Genomic DNA, 16,163 nt, shown 5'->3' with positions numbered 1-16,163 from the left:
CGGGCCGGACTCAGGCGGCGTCGTCGCCTGGCGAAAGGAGGGTCGCCGCCCGGCGAAAGGAGGGTCGCCGCCCGGCGAAAGGAGGGTCGCCGCCCGGCGAAAGGAGGGCTGCCCCTGGCTAGCCCAGCCGCCTGGGCTTGCCCCGAGGGGCGCTTTTGCCGGCCAGGGCCGGCTGGCCCTTGGCCACAACCGGCAGGCGCAGGATGGTCAGGGACTGGGCCGGCAGGGCCAGGCTGGCCCGGCCGTCGCGCAGGGCCACGTCGGGCTCGGCCGCCAGGCGCGGCCGGGTATCGTCCGGGCCGGTGCCGCTCCAGACCTGGCGGCTGGCGGCCCCGCCGGCCTTGGCGCCGGCCACGCGCACCTCTACGGTGCGGGCGGCGTCCTTGTTGAGCAGGTAGACCGTCAGCCTGCCCTTGCGGTCGTCGCAGGCGGCCACGACCCGCACCCCGGGCGCGTCGGTCGCGGCCACGATGCGGTCGCCCAGGCCCTGGGCCAGCAGTTTCACGGCCATGCCCGTGGCCAGGGGCTCGTTTTTGCGGTCCAGGGCGTCCCACAACTCGGGCTGGACGTCGTTTTGCAGCCAGCGCGTGGCCCAGATCTGCACCGTGACCACGCGCGGGTCGCTGACCGCCTGGCCGAGCATGTCGAAGAGCACCAGCCCATGGCCCAGGGTGTTGACGTGCTTCCAGCCGAGGTTTTGGGGATGGGCGTACCAGTCGGCGGAATTGGTCTCGGTGATGAGGTAGCGCAGCCGCTTGTCCAGCCCCGGCGGGCCGTAGCGCCGGGCCGCCGCGTCGATGGCGTCCACGGCCTGCATGCGTACCGGGTTTTGCCGGTAGTAGTCGTAGCCGTACCATTCGTAGCACGGGTATTCGTGGACCGAGACGAAGTCGATGCTGCCGGCGGCCTTGCCGAAGACCTCGCGCCACCAGGGCGTGGCGTCGCCCTGGAGGTTGTCCAGGGCGCCCACGTCGTCGGTGCCGGCCGGGCCGCCCGCCCCGACCTTGATGGACGGGTCCACGCCCTTCATGGCCGCGGCGAAGGTGACGAAATCCCGGGCGTAGTCGGCCGCCCGGGCGCCGCCGTTGTAGACGTAATAGTAGGATTCGTTGCCGATTTCCCAGTACTTGATGCGAAAGCGCCGCTCGATGTTGGCGTAGCGCACCAGGGACACGGCGTTTTCGAGCAGCCTGGCCAGATCCGGCACCGTCTCCCCGGGCGTGCCCGGCTTGTACATGGAGTCGTAGGCCACCACGATGACCGGTTCGGCGCCGGTGCGGCGGCACAGGCGGATGAAGGCGTCGAGGTCCAGGGGGCGGTGGACGAAGCGCTGGCGCCCCAGGTCGAAGACCCGGGCGTCGTTGGAGGGCCACTCGTCGGGGCCAAGCCGGGCCAGGGTCGGCTCGGGCTTGCGGAAGGGCGGCCTGGACCAGAGCATGCCGTCGGCCTTCTCGCCCCCGGGGTAGCGCAGGGTGCCGACGCCGAGGTCCAGGATGGCCCGGGCCAGGGGCTTGGCCCCGGGGCGGCGGTTGGCGTCGGCGTCGAGGAGGTAGTTGACGTTGATGCCGAGCAGTTCCCGGCTGGTGGGCCGGATGGTCCGGGAGGCGTCCACGGCCACGGTTTCGGCCGCGTCGCCGGCCCGGGCCGGGCCGCCTTGACAGGTCAGGGCAAAAAACACGGACAGGGCCAATAAACGGAAAATCGAAAACAGAGGCATGTGACCGCTCCCAAGCATAAGCGGCAAGCGTCTACCCTCGGGAGGCGACTCTGGCAAGCGCGGGCCGGCGACGTTTCGGCGACAGCGCGGCGACAGCGCCGGACGTAACCCGGTGCGGCGCCGGACGACCACACCACAGCGCCTTGCCGGCGCAACCATCGATTGCCGCTTGGCAAGGGGTGCATCCCGCCCTTGCAAGGGCCTCGGCTTTGATAGTAATGCAGGGCGCGCGGCCGCCGGCCCCAGTCCCTGGCCGCGTCCCCGGACAAATCGGTCCCTGGCGGGACCCGGAGGAACCCCTTATGACGCTTTTCCGACGCCTCGTCCTGCTGGTCGCGGCCGTGTTGTGCCTGTCGTCCACGGCCCTCGCCGCCGACGTCAAAACCTACGCCGTGGCCCCCTTCGCCATCCACGGCCCCGAAAAGTACCAGTACCTGGGCCAGGGCGCCCAAAGCATGCTCGAATCGCGCATGAACTGGCCCGGCCACCTGGCCCCGGTGGACAAGGCCAAGGTGACGGCCCGCCTGGCCAAGGCCCCGGCCTCGCAGGCCGAAGCCCAAAAGGCCCTGGCCGACATCGGCGCCGACTTTCTGGCCTACGGCTCCCTGACCATCTCCGGCGAACAGGCCAGCGTCGACATCACGGTGCTTGGCCGCGACGGCAAGAAGTGGCCGAAAAATTTTTCCGCCAAGCTGGCCGAGCTCATCCCGGCCATGGAGCGGGCCGCCCAGTCGCTCAACAACGAAATCTTCCAGCGCCCGGCCGCGCCCGGTTCGGGCCAGGCCGGCGGCCAGACCATCAACCAGATGAACCCGGATTTCGTGGTCAACCAGACCAGCGAAAACCAGAAGGTCTACCTCAACCCGGCCTTCCGCTACGCCGGCCCGTCCGACACCCCGGGCGTGTGGCGCAGCCAGTCCATGCCCATCGTGTCCAGCGGCATCGCCATCGACGACATAAACGGCGACGGCAAGAACGAAGTCGTCATCCTGGCCAAGGACTCCATCGAGACCTACACCTACAAGGACCGCCAACTGCTGCCCATCGCCCGCTACCAGGTCTCGCCCAACCTCAAGCTGCTCAAGGTCAGCACGCTCGACATCAACGGCGACGGCAAGGCCGAAATCATCGTCTCGGCCAGCTACTTCAAGGAGCCGCGCTCGTTCATCCTGTCCCTGGACGGCAACCACCTCAAGGAACTCTACAAGGACATCAAGCTCTACCTCAACGTGGCCGCCGTGCCGCCCGACTTCACCCGCCAGCTCGTCGGTTCCAAGGGCGAGGAGAAGGAACTGTTCGCCCAGGGCGTGCACAACGTCATCTTCTCCGGCGGCCAGCCCGCGCTGTCCACCAGGCTGAGCCTGCCGAGCAAAGCCAACCCCTTCAATTTCGTCTACCTGCCCGAGAAAAGCGGCTACAAGGTCATCTTGAATGATGACCGCGACCACCTGGTCGTCTACACGGCCAAGGGCGAACGCGTGGCCGCCACCGAAGAGGAATACTGCGGCTCGGCCATCGGCCTGGAGTTCGACCCGCTCATGGCCCCCATGGAAAAGCCCAAGACCGACCACCTCTGGACCTACTACTACATTCCCCTGCCCATGCTCGTGGCCGACCTGGACCGGGACGGCCGCACCGAACTGCTGGTCAGCAAGAACATCTCCCTGGCCGCCCAGTTCTTCGAGACCTTCCGCACCTTCTCCCAGGGCGAGATCCACGCCCTCTACTGGGACGGCGTGGGCATGAACCTGCTGTGGAAGACCCGGCGCATCAAGGGCACCATCACCGGCTACGCCCTGTCCGACATCGACAACGACGGCCAGAAGGAGCTCGTGGTCTGCATCAACACCTGGCCCGGCGCCGTGGGCGTCTACGCCCGGCGCACCATCGTGCTGGCCTACAAGCTCGACACCACGAGCATGAACCAGCCCGGCGAGTTCGGCATCGACCAGGGCGCGGAGCAATAGCCTTCCGCCTCCCCTGACGCCCCCGGGGGAACCGCGCCGCGCCGCGGTTCCCCCGTTTTTCGTCAAAGCGCCAAGGCCCAACGAGGTCGCCTTGCTTGCCCTGTACCTGGCCCAGATCGTCAATTCCGGCCTGGCCCTGGGAGCCGTCTACGGCCTCATGGCCCTGGGCTTTTCGCTGATCTACTGCGCCAGCCGCCTGATCAACTTCGCCCAGGGCGAGTTGCTGCTGCTGGGGGGCCTGGGCATCGCCAGCCTGGCCGGCGTCATGCGGCTTTCGCCGCTCGTGGCCGTGGCGGCGGCCGGCCTGGCCGGCTTCCTGCTCGGCCGGGTCCTGTTCGCCACCACCCTTGGCCTCACACTGCGCGCCTCGCCCCTGCGCCAGCTCATGCTGACCGTGGCCGCGAGCCTCGTCTTCCAGGGCGTGGCCATCCTGGCCTGGGGGAAAAATCCGCTCATGCCGCCGCGCCTGCTGCCCCTGCCCGACCTTCGCCTGGGGCCGCTGTTTCTCGGCCGCGACACCGTGACGGGGCTCGTGCTGGCCCTGTGCGCCATGGCCGTGCTCGGGGCGTTCCTCAAGTACGCCCGCCTGGGCCGGGCGCTGCGGGCCACGTCGCAAAACGCCGTGGCCGCCCGCCTTATGGGCATAAACCCGGTGCTGTGCCATTCGTTGTCCTTCGCCCTGGCCGGGGCGCTGGCCTCCCTGGCCGCCCTGGCCGTCGGGCCGCAGACGGGGCTGCGCTACGACATGGGCCTGGGCCTTGGGCTCAAGGGCTTCGCCGCGGCCACCATCGGCGGCTACACCTCCCTGGGCAAGGTCTTCGTCGGCGGGCTGGCCTTGGGGCTGTGCGAGGCGGCCCTGGTGCTGCTGCTGTCCGGGGAGCTCAAGGAAACCGCCACCTATGCGCTGATCATCCTGCTGCTCGTGGCCGCCCCGGCCGAGAGCGAAGCCGAGCGGCCCTGACCATGCCGGCCGTTTCGCGCAAGGCCTCGCTGGCCGTATTCTTCGCCGCCCTGGTGGCTGTCGGCCTGCTCACGCCGGCCCACAAGCTCCTGGGCGTCAACCAGCACATGTTTTTGGCCGTCAACGTCCTGGCGCTCAATTTCTGCCTGGGCCTGGGCGGCCAGATCTCCCTGGCCCAGGCCGCCTTCGCCGGCCTGGGCGCCTACGCCTCGGTGCTGCTCCATGCCCGCTACCCCGGGGCCACCCTGCTGATCGTGCCCGGGGTGGTCATCGGCACGGGGCTTTTGGCCGCGCTTGTCAGCCGGCCCATGGAGCGCCTCGGCGAGGGGTTTCTGGCCATGGCCACCTTGTGCGTGTCGCTGGTGTGCGTCAACGTGGCCCTAAGCCTCGAGGGCCTCACGGGCGGCGCGGCCGGGATGATGGTGGAGCGCAAGCTGGCTGTGCCGTGGATCGGCGAGCTGGGCGGGGACCGGGTGACCTTTTTCCTGTTCACCCTGCTGCTGGCCCTGGGGGCCTATCTGTTCCTGGCCATCCGCGACAGCCGGCTGGGGCGGGCTCTGGCCGCCTGCCGCGACGACCGCCATGCCGCCTCGAGCCTGGGCATCGACCGGGCGGCCACCCGGGCGGTATCCTTCGGCCTTGGCGGCGGGCTCTCGGCCGCGGCCGGGGTGGTGCACGGCCATTACACGGGCTTTATCAGCCCCGAGCAGTTCAGCCTGGAACTTTCGCTCAAGGCCTTGCTTTTCCTGGTCATCGGCGGCCCGGGCAACCTCTTGCGCCCGGTCCTGGCGGCGCTTTGCCTGGAGACGGTCATGGGCTGGCTCCAGTTCCTCGGCGACGCGCGCACCCTGGTCAACGGGGCGCTGCTCGGCGCGGCCCTGCTGGCCGGCTATTGGCGGCTTCGCCGCTGACGTCGCGCCCCGTGAAAAAGACGGAGGGTTTTGCAACAAGAATCAGGGGAGGAGCCTCCGGCGGCCAAAGGGCTGCCGCCCTTTGGAATCCCATAATGATTCAAGATGGTTGCTCTCCAGGCTAGCGGACCGTCAGGGCCGCCCCGTGGCCAGGCGCGCCCGGCCGCGCAGTAGCATTCCCCCGGCCACGGCCGTCAGCGGCGCGGCCGTGACCAGGCCGAAACTGCCCACCAGCGTGTTGGCGATCTCGGCGGCCACGTGGGGCATGGTGGCGACATTGACCAGCGGCACGCCCTGGGCCATGACCACCATGAGCAGCGCCAGCCCCCCGCCGCAGTAGGCCAGCAACAGCGTGGTGGCCATGGTGCCCACCACCACCCGGCCCACCCGCAAGCCCGACAGGCACAGCGGCCACGGCCCGATGTCCGGATGGTGGGCGGCCACCTCGGACTGGCTGGCGGCCACGTCCATGGCCACGTCCATGATGGCGCCGCTGGCGCCCAGGCAAATGGCGGCCAGAAACATCCGGCCCAGGTTCAGGTGGGCGTAGCCGGTATAGAGCAGGGTCTCGGCAAAGGGCATGACCGCGCCGGGCAGGGCAAAGCCCCGGGACGTGGCCAGTGAAAGCAGGCAGGTCACGGCCACGCCGCCAAGCGAACCCAGGTAGGCGGCCAGCGACCGCCGCGACAGCCCGCCCACCAGGAAGACGATGCCGGCCATGAGCACGGCCAGTACGCCGAGGACCACGAAAAGCGGATCGAAGCCGCGCAGAAAAAGCGGCACCAGCACCTTCCACAGCAGCAGCGCGGCGAACATAAACGACAGCACGGCCTTGACCCCGGTCCAGCCGGCGTAGACGGCCAATGCCAGGGCGAAAAGCCCGAGCAGCGCCCCCTGGAGCGTCAGGCGCCAGTGGTCCTGGGCCACGGCCGAGACGATTTCGCCGTTTCGCAGCGACAGGACGAGGAGCGCCGTGTCGCCCGGGGCGAAGACCTTGTCGAACTCCAGCTTGCCGAGCAGGAGGTTGTCCGCGACGATGGGCCGGCCGGCGAAGGGGCCGGACAGCGGCTCGGCCGTGACCCGCTGCTCGCCCTCGCGCACGATGCCGTACTGGCGCACGTGGGCGTCGTCCACGGCCAGCACCCTGGCCTTGACCTGCACGGCGTCGGCCGGCAGGCGCTCCTCGAAGCCGGTGGGCGCAAACCACAGGCCCACGGTGAGGGCGGCGACGACCAGCACGAACAGCGCTTCGCGACGCGGCAAGACGCGTGCGGGACGCCGGCGGCGCGGCGGCTCGGCCGGGCCGGGGCCGGCTTCGCCGGGCCGTGGCCAGGAACAGTGGGTGTCCTTTGTTTCCATCAGGCCTCCGCAACGGATCGTGGGGTTGGTCCGGCCGGCGCCTTCATCGACGCCGGCCGGACCAACCCCACGCATCGCATCATCTCTCTTCCCGGATGGGGTGGTCCAGGAGGGGCCCTCGGCCCCTCCTGGACGCCGGAGGCATTTTTCCTCCGGCCTTCCCGTATTCCTTCCTTCCGTCCGTCCGTCTAGTTGCTGGCCACGGCCTTTTCGCCCAGGGCGGCCATGATTTTCTTGGCCAGCTCGGTGTTGTCGTAGTAGCCGGCGAAGGCCTGGCAGCCGGGGCCCATGGCCGAGGTGACCACGGGCACGCCGGTGTGGGAGTAGCTGGTCCAGCCGATGCCGGCCTTGTTGTCGAGGATGTGGGTCAGGGCCACGGCCAGGGGCTCGTAGCCGCCGTAGGCCCGGTAGTCCATCTCGTCGTCGCCTTTCTCCTTTTCACCCTGCATGGTGCGGGCGAAGGCCTCCTTGACGGCGACCAGCTCGAAGGGCTTCAAGTACATGCCGTGGGGATCGGCCGGGGAGGTGTTGTCCTCGTTGGGCTTGGGCGCGGATTTCATGGCTTGGAGGTCGGCCTCGGTCGGCACGAGCAGGCCGAAATGCTCCGTGATCAGGGGCGCGACGTCCTCGAACCTAGCGTTTTGGGCGTCGTGGGTCTTTTTGTATTCCTTGAGGGCGGCTGTGAACTTGAGGAAGGAGGCCTTCTGGTTCTTGAGGTAGTCGTAGTAGTTGCCGTAGCGGGTGCCGGCGAATCCCAGGGTCAGGCCGCCGGTTTCGTGGTCGCCGGTGACCACGATGAGGGTGTCGTCGGGGTGGGCTTCGGCGAATGTGACGGCCTGGGCCACGGCGGCGTCGAAGGCCAGGGTGTCGGCGATGGAGGCGGCGGCGTCGTTGGCGTGACAGGCCCAGTCGATCTTGCCGCCTTCGACCATGAAGAAGAAGCCCTTGGGGTTGTCGAGGAGCTCGATGCCCTTGGCCGTGTAGTCGGCCAGGGAAAGCCCAGCCTTTTCGCCGTCCAGGGCGTAGGGCAGGGCCTTGTCGGCGTCGAGCACCGGGTTTATGGCCACGAGCCTGGCGCCGGGCTTGGCGTCCTTGACGGCCTGGGCGTCGCTGGTCACGGTGTAGCCGGCGGCCTTCATGACCTCCAGGGCGTTTTGCTTTTCGCCTTCCTGCTTGGACTTCTTGCCCTCGGGGTCCTTGAAGCCGCCGCCGCCGAAGTAGTCGAAGCCGCTTTTGGCCACGTCCAGGGCGATTTCATAATAATTGTTGCGGCTGGCCTGGTGGGAGTAGAAGCAGGCCGGGGTGGCGTGGTCCAGGGAGACGCTGGAGACGACGCCGACCTTCATGCCCTTGTCCCGGGCCTTTTCGGCCATGGTGGGCACTGGCTTCTTGGCCCCGTCCACGCTGATGGCGCCGTTGTAGGTCTTGACCCCGGCGGCCAGGGCCGTACCGGCGGCGCCGGAATCGGTGATGATGGAATTGAGGGAATAGGTGCTGGTCAGGCCCTGGGCCGGCATCTTGTTCATGGTCAGCTTGACGATGCCGGGCTCTTTTTTGCCGTCCTTGGCGGCGGCGTAATACTCGGCGGCGCCGCGCTGGGGCATGGCCATGCCGTCGCCGATGAAGAAAAAGACGTATTTGGGTTGGGGGCCGGAATCGGCATGGCTGACGGCGGCGCAGACGAACAGGGCGGCCAGCACCAGCCAGGCCACGCGGTTGATGGTGGCCGCGGCAAAAGGCGGCAGGGCGGATCGGCGCATGGGTGTTCCTCCGTGGGCGGATGTCGGTACGAAGGTAGAACGGCCCGCGTGACGCCCGTGTGGCGGGGCCGTTGCGATTGCCGCAACCCGGGAATCGGATCCGGCGGGACTGGCAACCTGGATGATGACCATGTACATGACCGGGAAAACGATGTGAAGGAGTCGCGTCATGGACACTTCCCGGATGGGCGAACATACCCGGTGCGTGCGGGCCGGGGAACGGCTCGACCGGGCCGTGGGCGGCGTGACCACGCCCATCCATACCGCCGCCGCCTACATGGCCGCCGCGGACGTGGAAGGGGCCTACCGCTATCCCCGCTACGGCAACATTCCCACCCAGGAAGCGCCGGCCGAAAAGATCGCCGCCCTGGAAGGGGCGCAGGCGGCCCTCGTCACGGCCTCGGGCATGGCGGCCATTTCCGCCGCACTTTTATCCGTGCTCGGCGCGGGCGACCACGTGGTCCTGCAGGCCGACCTCTACGGCGGCACCCACCGGTTCCTTTTGGCCGAACTCACCCGTCTGGGCATCGGCTTCACCCTCGTGCCCGAGGCCGACCCGGCCCGCCTGGAAGCGGCCGTGACGCCCCGCACCAGGGCCGTCTACGTGGAAACGCCGAGCAATCCGCTGCTGCGGGTGGTCGACCTCGAAGGTGTGGCGGCCATGGCCCAAAGGCGGGGGCTCGTGTCCATGGTGGACAACACCTTCGCTTCGCCCATCAACCAGAAGCCGCTGGCCCTGGGCATCGACCTGTCCCTGCACAGCGGCACCAAGTACTTAAACGGCCACAGCGACCTCAATTGCGGGGCCGTGGCCGGTTCCCGGGCGCTGCTGGCCCCGGTGCGCGAGCGGGCCGTCAATTTCGGCGGCACCCTCAACACCTACGACTGCTTCCTGCTGGAACGGGGCATGAAGACCCTGGCCCTGCGCATGGCCAAGCACAACGACAATGCCATGGCCGTGGCTCAATTCCTGGCGGCGCGGCCGGGCGTGGCCGCCGTGCACTATCCGGGCCTGCCAGGCCATCCGGGCCACGACATCGCCAGGCGGCAGATGCGGGGATTCGGCGGCATGCTGTCCTTTACGCTGGCCTGTCCGCCCGCGGCGGCCCGGGAATTCGTGGACGGCCTGGAACTGGCCCTCGAAGCGGTGAGCCTGGGCGGCGTGGAGACGCTGGTGTGTTTCCCGGCCGTGACCTCCCATGCCAAAATGTCGCGGCAGGACCGGCTGGCGGTCGGGGTCACGGACACCCTGGTGCGGCTGTCGGTGGGCTGCGAGGACGCGGCCGACATCATCGCCGACCTGGGCCGGGCTCTGGATGCGGCGGGAATAGCCTAGGCGGCGGTCACCATTTGGCCCGGTCGAGCAGGCCCCGGCGCAACAGTTCCCGTTCCTTGTACTGGTCGAAGTCGAAGAAGCCGGTGGACGGCCGTTGCCTGCCGCGCCGGGACCGGAAAAAGAGAAAGACCGCCAGCAGGATGAGGTCGACGACAAGGACGACGGACACAACCCATTTCGTCGAAAGCTCGAACATGGCGTTTCCTCCCGGTTTCCGATCCGTAAGGGCAAGACAGCGGCCGGGCGCTTCGGGCGCGGGCGGGCGTTGTCGCTTTGGGGGGGAATGGCACCTGGGCTTGCGCAACAGCGGATGCGTGACAGGGGCGGACCGGCGGCAAGCCTTTGTCCGCGCCCACACGGGATGCCGCAATCGTGGCGGCGGGCCTGGCGACGCGTACGCCACCGCCCGGCCGCGCCCGATGCGCCGCGCCTGGTGGATGCCTCCTTCCCCGATATACCTATGCCGCCGGAAGGGCCTATGGTGCAAGATGTCTTTGTTGGGTTTGTCGCCTCAGGAAAACACAGGAAACCCAGCCGGCGGCGGCGCGGCCTGCCCCGGCCCGCTTTACAGGCCGGCCAAGGTTTGGCACACACCAACAAGGACGCAACCTTAGCGGAAAATCACGGCGCGCCATGGCTCACGCTGTCAAAACCGGCCGGCCGGCCAAGTCCCGCCACCCCGTGGCCGGGGAACACCTGCGCCAGGCGCTCAAGGTGCTGGGAAAAACCTGGCGCAAAAACGTCCACGATCCGGACCACGTTCGCAACTGGGAAGCCTGGTCGGCCCAGGCCCTGCCCCGCAGCCCCACCACCATCGACGCGGACATGCGCCTGGGTGTTCCCGAGGAGCGCCTGGTGGCCTACGCCCAATGCCTGGGCATCTCGCCCCGGACGCTGCTGTCGCCGGGCACGGACATCCGGGCCGCCCTGGGGATGTCCCGGCCGGCCCGGTTCGCGGGCGCGGCCGCGCCGGGGCTCGGTTTCGCCCCGCCGTTTACGGACGACTACCTGGCCTACAACGCCGCGCCGGCCCTGAAAAAGCTCTTCGAACTGGTGGGCGGGGTCTACCGCGCCCATTACCTGCTCTCCATCACCGAGGAGGTGCACCATTGCGCCTTCTGGTTTGCCGGCACCGAGAACCATCGCCTCCTGGGGCACGGCTTTTTCGTGCGCTACGGCCTGGACACGTTTTTCCGTTCGACCACGTTTCGCTGGCACAACAACCTGCATACCCTGTATCTGTGCGACAACAACAAGGAGTTGGGGCACTTCCTGCTCGTCGACCCTTCGCGCCACAATCTCATCGCCAGCCGCCGGCCGTTTCGGCTTTTCGGCCAGGGCGTGACGGACAGCGGCCTGGCCGACAACGCGCCGGTGCTTTTTACCTTCGGCATGGAACGGCTCGACATCCCGGGGGGGCTGTCCCCGGGCACGGCCTGGGACCGTGCCTGCGACGCCGTGCGCGAGCGCCCGTCCGTCCGCCCGGGCGAGGCCGACTACGAAACCGCCCGGGCCGCGGTCAGCGCCCAGCCGTTTACGCCCTGAGCGGGGCGCCAACCGCAGGGCTTCCGGCGACCCTAGGCCGGTTGCGGCCGCTTCCCGCCGGGTCGGGGAGGCAGCGGCCCGTGCGCGCGGCGGGGGGGCGGCCCGCCGAGGGGAAGACACGGCGGTCCCGATCGCCCGGCGGGCCTTTGACTGGCGGCCAAATAGGATTATCACAGCGAAACGGCGGCCCGGCGTCGCCGGCAATCCCGTTTACGGAGGAGCCATGAAACGTACCGTCTTTGCCGTCGCCTTGCTGGTGGCGCTTGCCGCCGCCGCGCCGGCCCTGGCCGTGGAGGCGTCCGAAGCCCCGCGTTCCAAGCCCTTGGCCGTGGGCAGCGCCTTTCCCGACGTGCCTCTGATCGGCCCGGTCTCGCCCGAGGCGGCCGCGGCCCTGGGCATCGCCCCGGGCAAGGCCCAGACGCCCATCAACGCCCTGACCGCCGAGGTCCTGGTGGTCGAGATCTTCAGCATGTACTGCCCGTACTGCCAGAAGGACGCGCCCACGGTGAACGCGCTTCACGACCTCATCGGCAAGCGCGGCCTGTCCAACCGCATCGCCGTCATCGGCATCGGCGCGGGCAATTCCGACGCGGAAGTCGACATCTTCCGCAAGAAGTACGCCATCCCGTTCCCGCTTTTTTCCGATGCCGCCTTTGCCGTGCATGTCCGGGTGGGCGAGGTGGGCACGCCCTTTTTCTACGTGCTCAAAAAGCAAAAGGACGGCAGCTACACCGTCCTCGACGGCAGCCTCGGCGTCATCAATTCGCCGGCCGAGTTTCTTTCCTTCATCACGCGCAAGGCCGGCATCTAGTGTTGCGTCCCTTGAAAAATACGATAGTATTTATTAAGGAAAATTTGTTTTCCTCATTCGTTGCGCTTCAATGAGTATATGTCCTTTTTCAGGACGCGACACTGGTGTGGCGCGGGGTGGTAACGTCGCGGGCGCAGCGGGCGTCCGCAAGGAGCGAACATGCTGGGAGCGTTGATGGGGGCCGCGCTTGCGGCCTTGCTGCTGGCGGCCGGGCCGGCCCTGGCCACGCACACGCCAAGCGAAAGCCTGGCCGAGAACATCTGTCCGGTGGGGCCGCTGCCGGCCACGGACAGCACGCTTGCCGTGGCCGTTGGCGAGGCGATGCCGGATTTCGACCTGCCGGCCGTGGGCGGCGGCCATGTCCGGTTGTCCGACTACCTGGGCAAAAAGAACCTGGTGCTTTCCTTCGTCCCGGCCGCCTGGACGCCGGTCTGTTCCGGGCAGTGGCCGGGCTACAACATCGCCCGGGACATTTTCGAGGCCAACGATGCGGCCCTGGTCGGCATCTCGGCGGACAACATCCCGACGCTGTACGCCTGGACCAGGCAAATGGGCGGGCTGTGGTTTCCCGTGGCCTCGGATTTCTGGCCCCACGGCGGCCTGGCCCGCAAGCTCGGCATCCTGCGCAGTGACGGAACCATCGAACGGGCGCTTTTTGTAGTGGACAAAAAAGGGGTGATCCGTTTCATTGGCGTGCACGACATCAATACGCGCCCGGACCTGGGCGAACTGATCAAGGCCCTGGAGGCCGTGCACGCCGCTCCGTGAAGCCCGTGCCTTCCGGCGACGCCGGTGTCGTAGAGGAGTACCCCATGCGGGATGAATCCCTTCCCCGGCACTACGAACGTCTGGCCCGCAACTATCCCCGTTTCATGTCCGCCCTGGACGATGTGGCCGTGGCCTCGCGGGAGCTCGGGCCGCTGGAGGAAAAGACCATCCAGCTCGTGCAGCTCGGCGCGGCCGCCGCCCTTGGCGCGGAGACGTCCGTGTCCAGCCATGCCCGGCGGGCCGCCCGGGCCGGGGCCACGCCGGCCGAAATCAGCCAGGCCCTGCTGGCCCTGACCACCACCATCGGCTTCCCGGCCGTGGCGGCGGCACTCAAATGGGCCGAAAAGTATCTGGACGAGTAAACCGAAGCGAACATGGAGGTTGTATGAAATCGCTCAGGGGATCGAAGACCGAAAAGAACATCCTGACCGCCTTTGCCGGCGAGTCTCAGGCCCGCAACCGCTACACGTATTTCGCCTCCGTGGCGAAAAAGGAAGGCTACGAACAGGTCAGCGCCATTTTCACCGAAACGGCCGACCAGGAAAAGGAGCACGCCAAGCGGCTGTTCAAGTACCTGGAAGGCGGCGAGGTCGAAATCACGGCCGCCTTTCCGGCCGGCGTGATCGCCGGCACCGTGGCCAACCTGCGCGAGGCCGCCGGCGGCGAGGCCTACGAAGAGGACGACATGTATCCGTCGTTCGCCACCGTGGCCAAGGAGGAGGGCTACGACGAGGTGGCGGCCACCTTCCTGCACATCGCCAAGGCCGAGGGCTTCCACAAGCGCCGCTATGCCAAGCTCGCCGACAACATCGAGCAGGGCCTGGTCTTCAAGCGGCCCTCCAAGATCCTGTGGCGCTGCCGCAACTGCGGCTACCCCATGGAAAGCGACCACGCCCCGGACAAGTGCCCGGCCTGCGAACATCCGCAAGCCTATTTCGAGATCGCCCCCGCCAACTGGTAGCCGACCGCACGGCCGGACCGCGCTTTCGGGCGCGGTCCGGCTTCCCGCCTCCTGTTGTGGCATCCCTTCCAAAAGACGCCTGCCTCCGTGTCGTCCCCGAAAAAGCGGGCCTGTTGTGCGAGGACGCCTGGCCGCTTCCCGCGGCGGCCGACAGGGCCGGCCTGCCCGCAAGGCGGGCGCCTGCTTCGAGAATGGGGCGCTAGCCCCATTCCTTGCCGGGCTTGCCGTCCGTCGTCAGGGCGGCCGGTTGCGTGGCCGCCTGGCGCCCCCAGCCCAGGGCGAAGGCGAGCAGCCCCATGGCCAGGGCCAGGTGGCCCCAGTCGAGGTAGCGCACGGCGCCCGGGCCAAGCGGTGGCGCGGCGCCGTTTTGCAGCACCCGCACAAGGCCCGTGGCGGCGATGGCCGCGTACAGGGCCACCCGCCACTTGCCCGGCCCGGTGAGCATCGGCCGGCCGCGCCCGGCGCCGAGGTAGGCCGTGGCCATGGCGCCGAGGACAAACAGCAGCACCGCCGCCAGGGCCAGGTGCAGGGCGGCCGTGACCCGGAAATCCCCCAGCCAGGCCAGTCCGGGCAGGTCGGCGATGTAGTAGCGCGAGAAAATGGGCATCTGGCCCATGCCCGTGAGGCCAAGGCCCAGGGCCGAGGCCAGCAGCAGCCGCTTTTGCCAGCGCGGGAAAAGCCCCCTAGCCGTGGTCATGGCCGTCCTCCTTGGCGCCACGCCCCTTGGCGCGCGCGTACAGTTTGAGCGCCCCGGCCACCACCCCGGCCACCGGGGCCAGCAGCACCGCCCCGGCCAGGTTGGCCTGTTCGCCCATGACGTCCGCCGTTCGGGCCAGCCCCGGCCGGCCGGGGCCCTTGGCCAGGGCGGCGTCGAGGTCGGCGAAGGGCACGGGCGAGACGTAGAGGGTGTTGGTGCCGCCGTTTTCCGTTTCGCCGTAAACGTACCCGCCGGTGGCGCGGGCCAGCTCCCGGGCGGCGGCCACGATTTGCGAGCGCGGCCCGATGGTCTGCGCGCCTTGGGGGCAGGCTTCGACGCAGGCCGGCTCCAGGCCCTTGGCCGCCCTGTCCTGGCAGCGGTCGCACTTGTACATGACGCCGTTGCCGGCAAAGCGCGGCAGCAGGTCGAGGTAGAGGCCCACGCCCGTCTGGCGCTGGGGGATGTGCCAGGGGCACACGGACCGGCACTTGGCCCCGCCCAGGCAAATGCCCGTGTCGATGCGCACGGCCCCGTCCGGGTATTTCGCGGCCGCGCCCCAGGGGCACAGCTCGGCGCAGGGCGGATGGGCGCAGTGCATGCAGCGCCGGGGGATGTGGACGGTCAGGGGCCGGCCGTCCTTGGTGACGGTGGCGGACTGGATGAAGAGCCAGTTGTAGGGGGTCAGCCGATCGTCGACGTCGCGGGCCTCGGAGAAGTCCTCGGCCGCAACCCGGGCCGGGGACATTTTCGGAAAGGGCTTCTGGGGTTCGGGATAGGCCCCGGCGTGGGCCTCGCGGCAGGCGGTCACGCAGGCGCCGCAGCCGATGCATTTCGCGAGGTCGTAGAGGGTGGCCAGGGGTTCGGTTTGCGGTTTCGCGTCCCGGGCCAGCACGGTTGCCGCCGTCCCGGGCGCGGCCAGGCCGGCGGCGGCCGTGCCGAGGGCGGTGAGGAAGGCGCGCCTGTTCATGGATGCTGTCTCCTTGGCCGGGGTGGCCGGCCGTGGGGACGAGTCCTACGCCAGGGGCCTGGGCCGGGCATTGATCGGGATCAACGCGGCGGGTTTTTTTCGGCTGCCTGGCGTTTGCGGGCCGCTTCCTCCCGCAGCCGGGCCAGGATTTCGTCGTAGCCCTCGGGCCGGTGGGGCCGCAGGCAGGCGGTGCAGTCCTTGACGCCCTGGCGCAGCACGCCCTCGCCGCCGCAGTCCTCCAGGAAATAGAGCGGGCAGAAGCAGAACAGGCAGTTGAAGGCCTGGCTGTCCGCGCCCGGGTGGCAGGGGAAGTAGCGGCAGGCGGTATTGGCGAAATAGCGGTGGCTGGCCTCCATGGCCCCTCCGTCGGCAGGTTTGGGCATGGGGCTTGCAGTACCCTTGG

General features: G+C 68.8%; 16 protein-coding genes. 9 read left to right on the top strand and 7 right to left on the bottom strand.

Annotation, left to right across the window (positions count from 1 at the left end; genetic code table 11):
* Nucleotides 1-118: 118 nt before the first annotated feature.
* Nucleotides 119-1,717: an alpha-L-arabinofuranosidase gene (locus tag ACP59X_RS19770; RefSeq protein WP_428561804.1), complete on the bottom strand. Its 1,599-nt coding sequence runs from the start codon at nt 1,715-1,717 to the stop codon at nt 119-121.
* A 302-nt stretch (nt 1,718-2,019) separates the two neighbouring features.
* Between ACP59X_RS19770 and ACP59X_RS19765 the strand changes: the two genes are divergently transcribed.
* The 3 genes from ACP59X_RS19765 to ACP59X_RS19755 all read left to right on the top strand — a co-directional run bounded on the left by ACP59X_RS19765 (nt 2,020) and on the right by ACP59X_RS19755 (nt 5,556).
* The gene (locus tag ACP59X_RS19765; protein ID WP_428561802.1) at nt 2,020-3,684 is read left to right on the top strand and encodes an FG-GAP repeat domain-containing protein; all 1,665 of its coding nucleotides are present in this window, start codon (nt 2,020-2,022) and stop codon (nt 3,682-3,684) included.
* A 91-nt stretch (nt 3,685-3,775) separates the two neighbouring features.
* Nucleotides 3,776-4,645 carry a branched-chain amino acid ABC transporter permease gene (locus ACP59X_RS19760; protein WP_428561800.1) on the top strand — a complete coding sequence of 290 codons (870 nt, stop codon included), beginning with the start codon at nt 3,776-3,778 and terminating at the stop codon, nt 4,643-4,645.
* Nucleotides 4,646-4,647: 2 nt separating this feature from the next.
* Nucleotides 4,648-5,556 carry a branched-chain amino acid ABC transporter permease gene (locus tag ACP59X_RS19755; RefSeq protein ID WP_428561798.1) on the top strand — a complete coding sequence of 303 codons (909 nt, stop codon included), beginning with the start codon at nt 4,648-4,650 and terminating at the stop codon, nt 5,554-5,556.
* A 132-nt stretch (nt 5,557-5,688) separates the two neighbouring features.
* Here the strand turns inward: ACP59X_RS19755 and ACP59X_RS19750 are convergent, their stop codons facing one another.
* Complete coding sequence (locus ACP59X_RS19750) at nt 5,689-6,915, bottom strand: YibE/F family protein (RefSeq protein WP_428561796.1); 1,227 nt, start codon at nt 6,913-6,915, stop codon at nt 5,689-5,691.
* Between the two features lie 188 nt (nt 6,916-7,103).
* Nucleotides 7,104-8,675, bottom strand: coding sequence for an alkaline phosphatase (locus ACP59X_RS19745; RefSeq protein ID WP_428561794.1), 1,572 nt, complete (start codon nt 8,673-8,675; stop codon nt 7,104-7,106).
* Nucleotides 8,676-8,844: 169 nt separating this feature from the next.
* On the opposite strand from ACP59X_RS19745, the gene ACP59X_RS19740 reads away from it, so the two are divergent.
* Nucleotides 8,845-10,011 (top strand): trans-sulfuration enzyme family protein, encoded by a 1,167-nt coding sequence (locus ACP59X_RS19740; protein ID WP_428561792.1) that lies wholly within the window; start codon nt 8,845-8,847, stop codon nt 10,009-10,011.
* 7 nt (nt 10,012-10,018) lie between these two features.
* Here the strand turns inward: ACP59X_RS19740 and ACP59X_RS19735 are convergent, their stop codons facing one another.
* A complete protein-coding gene (locus ACP59X_RS19735) occupies nt 10,019-10,207 on the bottom strand; it encodes a hypothetical protein (RefSeq protein ID WP_428561790.1) in 189 nt (62 codons plus the stop codon).
* Between the two features lie 437 nt (nt 10,208-10,644).
* On the opposite strand from ACP59X_RS19735, the gene ACP59X_RS19730 reads away from it, so the two are divergent.
* The 5 genes from ACP59X_RS19730 to rbr all read left to right on the top strand — a co-directional run bounded on the left by ACP59X_RS19730 (nt 10,645) and on the right by rbr (nt 14,096).
* On the top strand, nt 10,645-11,556 hold the full coding sequence (locus ACP59X_RS19730; protein ID WP_428561788.1) for a hypothetical protein: 912 nt from the start codon (nt 10,645-10,647) through the stop codon (nt 11,554-11,556).
* Nucleotides 11,557-11,779: 223 nt separating this feature from the next.
* The gene (locus ACP59X_RS19725) at nt 11,780-12,367 is read left to right on the top strand and encodes a peroxiredoxin family protein (protein ID WP_428561786.1); all 588 of its coding nucleotides are present in this window, start codon (nt 11,780-11,782) and stop codon (nt 12,365-12,367) included.
* A gap of 159 nt (nt 12,368-12,526) precedes the next feature.
* The gene (locus ACP59X_RS19720) at nt 12,527-13,135 is read left to right on the top strand and encodes a redoxin domain-containing protein (RefSeq protein WP_428561784.1); all 609 of its coding nucleotides are present in this window, start codon (nt 12,527-12,529) and stop codon (nt 13,133-13,135) included.
* A 44-nt stretch (nt 13,136-13,179) separates the two neighbouring features.
* Nucleotides 13,180-13,497 carry a carboxymuconolactone decarboxylase family protein gene (locus ACP59X_RS19715; protein ID WP_428561782.1) on the top strand — a complete coding sequence of 106 codons (318 nt, stop codon included), beginning with the start codon at nt 13,180-13,182 and terminating at the stop codon, nt 13,495-13,497.
* A 23-nt stretch (nt 13,498-13,520) separates the two neighbouring features.
* Nucleotides 13,521-14,096, top strand: a complete 576-nt coding sequence (gene rbr, locus ACP59X_RS19710) for a rubrerythrin (RefSeq protein WP_428561780.1) — start codon at nt 13,521-13,523, stop codon at nt 14,094-14,096.
* A 199-nt stretch (nt 14,097-14,295) separates the two neighbouring features.
* Here the strand turns inward: rbr and ACP59X_RS19705 are convergent, their stop codons facing one another.
* From ACP59X_RS19705 to ACP59X_RS19695, 3 genes are all read right to left on the bottom strand, one after another.
* Complete coding sequence (locus tag ACP59X_RS19705; RefSeq protein ID WP_428561778.1) at nt 14,296-14,793, bottom strand: hypothetical protein; 498 nt, start codon at nt 14,791-14,793, stop codon at nt 14,296-14,298.
* Entirely contained in the window at nt 14,780-15,760 is a 981-nt protein-coding gene (locus ACP59X_RS19700) for a 4Fe-4S dicluster domain-containing protein (RefSeq protein WP_428561776.1), read from the bottom strand. Before ACP59X_RS19700 ends, ACP59X_RS19705 begins: the two co-directional genes overlap by 14 nt.
* An 80-nt stretch (nt 15,761-15,840) precedes the next feature.
* The gene (locus ACP59X_RS19695) at nt 15,841-16,116 is read right to left on the bottom strand and encodes a cysteine-rich small domain-containing protein (RefSeq protein ID WP_428561774.1); all 276 of its coding nucleotides are present in this window, start codon (nt 16,114-16,116) and stop codon (nt 15,841-15,843) included.
* Between the last annotated feature and the right edge of the window lie 47 nt (nt 16,117-16,163).

Source organism: Solidesulfovibrio sp. DCME (assembly GCF_049995385.1).
Classification (GTDB): Bacteria; Desulfobacterota; Desulfovibrionia; order Desulfovibrionales; family Desulfovibrionaceae; genus Solidesulfovibrio.
This window is presented reverse-complemented; position numbering and strand designations above follow the sequence as displayed.